The sequence below is a fragment of the Streptomyces prasinopilosus genome (assembly GCF_001419695.1).
Classification (GTDB): Bacteria; Actinomycetota; Actinomycetes; order Streptomycetales; family Streptomycetaceae; genus Streptomyces; species Streptomyces prasinopilosus.
This window is the reverse complement of the sequence record NZ_LIRG01000945.1, coordinates 1-2,056: the sequence shown is the minus strand read 5'-3', so window position 1 is coordinate 2,056 and position 2,056 is coordinate 1. Positions and strand designations below refer to the sequence as shown.

Annotated in this window: 1 protein-coding gene and 2 pseudogenes; all 3 read left to right on the top strand. The window is 75.9% G+C overall.

All coding sequences use genetic code 11. The annotated features are described in order from the left end of the window. Window positions 1–40: 40 nt before the first annotated feature. Window positions 41–437, top strand: a pseudogene (locus AOK18_RS28850) (class I SAM-dependent methyltransferase); the annotation flags it as partial. Window positions 438–439: 2 nt separating this feature from the next. Beyond that, window positions 440–541, top strand: a pseudogene (locus tag AOK18_RS34945) (ubiquinone biosynthesis methyltransferase UbiE); the annotation flags it as partial. Then, window positions 538–2,056, top strand: a 1,519-nt coding sequence (locus AOK18_RS28845; protein WP_055696225.1) for an FAD-dependent oxidoreductase, incomplete at its 3' end; no start/stop codon positions are given. The pseudogene AOK18_RS34945 and the gene AOK18_RS28845, both read left to right, overlap by 4 nt.

Below are 2,056 nucleotides of genomic sequence, written 5' to 3'. Positions count from 1 at the left end.
GTCGCACCCACCCCGCCCCCCACCTCGAAGAGAGCCGGCGATGACCCTGCTGCGCGACCGCGACCTGGCACGCGCCTTCGACCGCGCGTCGCACTCCTACGACCGCCTCACAGCCCTCCACCCCGGCTACCGCACCGGCCTCCTGCGCTCGGCGCGCCGGCTGCGGCTGCCCCGGGGCGGGGCCGGACTGCACCTCCTCGACCTCGGGTGCGGGACGGGCGCCTCCACCCGGGCCCTCCTGCGGGCCGCACCCCGCGCCCGGATCACGGCCGTCGACGCCTCCCCGGGAATGCTGCGGCAGGCACGCGCCAAACCGTGGCCTGCCCACGTGCGCTTCGGACACCTGGCCGCCGAGGACGTGGCCACGGCCGGGGAGGGACCGTACGACGCGGTGTTCGCGGCCTACCTGCTGCGCAACGTCACCGACCCGGACGGCGNNACCGGGGTGCGGACCGTCCCCCTCGCCGGATGGCAGACCGGGATCACCCACACCTTCCTCGCCCGCAACGGCTCCACCACGACACCCGGGGACGACCGATGAACAGTGCACCGCGCGCCGCCCGGCGGGGCCGGGACCGCAAGGCCGAGATCGTGATGCCCGCGCCGGGCCGGGACCGGTTCGACCGGGCGGACGCGCCGGGCGTCGCCGTGATCGGCGGGGGGATCGCGGGACTCGCCGCGGCCACCCTCCTGGCCGAACGGGGCGCCCGCGTGACCCTCTACGAACGGGAGGAGTCGCTCGGCGGCCGCCTCGCGGGATGGCGCACCCGCCTCGCCGACGGGAGCGAAGCGACCATGAGCCGCGGCTTCCACGCCTTCTTCCGCCAGTACTACAACCTGCGGGGCCTGCTGCGGCGGACCGATCCCGCGCTCGAACGCCTCCGGCCGCTGCCCGACTACCCGCTGCGGCACAGCGCGGGACTGACCGACAGCTTCGCCCGCGTCCCGCGCACCCCGCCGTTCAGCGCCCTCGGGTTCGTCGCCCTCAGCCCCACCTTCGGCTGGCGCGACCTCACCGCCATGGACCCCCGGGCCGCGCTGCCCCTCCTCGACGTCCGGGTGCCCGAGGTCTACGAGCGCTTCGACTCCCTGAGCGCGACCCGATTCCTGGAACGCGTCCGCTTCCCCGAAGCGGCCCACCACCTGGCCTTCGAGGTGTTCTCCCGCAGCTTCTTCGCCGACCCGCGCGAACTGTCCGCCGCGGAACTCCTGCTGATGTTCCACATCTACTTCCTCGGCTCCTCCGAGGGCCTGCTCTTCGACGTGCCGGACGAGCCCTTCCCCCAGGCGCTGTGGGAGCCGCTCGGCGCCTACCTGGAACGGCTCGGGGCCCACGTGCGCACCGGCACGCCCGTGCACGGCGTCCACCCGCGCGACGACGGGGGAGTGGAGGTGCGGACCGGCACCGCCGCGGACCGCCACGAGGCGGTGGTGCTCGCCCTCGATCCCGGGGCCCTGCGCGAGGTCGTCGCGGCGTCCCCCGGCCTGGGCACCCCCGCCTGGCGCGAGGACATCGCCGCCCTGCGCACCGCCCCGCCCTTCACCGTCTCCCGGCTCTGGCTCGACCGGCCGGTCCACGCCGACCGCCCCGGGTTCCTCGGCACCAGCGGCTACGACGGCCTCGACAACATCAGCGTCCTGGAACGCTACGAGGGCGAGGCCGCGCGCTGGGCCGCCCGCACCGGCGGCTCGGTCGTGGAACTGCACGCCTACGCCGCCGAGGCGGAGCCCGAAACGGTGCGGACCCGGCTGCTCGACAGCCTGCACCGGGTCTACCCCGAGACCTGGCGGGCACGGATCGTGGACGCCCGCCACGAACGGCGCGCCGACTGCCCGCTCTTCCCGGTCGGCACCCACTCCCGCAGGCCCACCGTCCGCACCCCCGACCCCCGGGTGGCCCTGGCCGGTGACGCCATCCGCTGCGACCTGCCCGTGGCCCTGATGGAACGCGCCGCCACCACCGGCTTCCTCGCGGCGGGCAGCCTGCTCGCCGACCGGGGCGTGCGGGGCCAGGTCCTGTGGACGGTTCCCCGGTCGGGCCGCTCACCCGGGAACC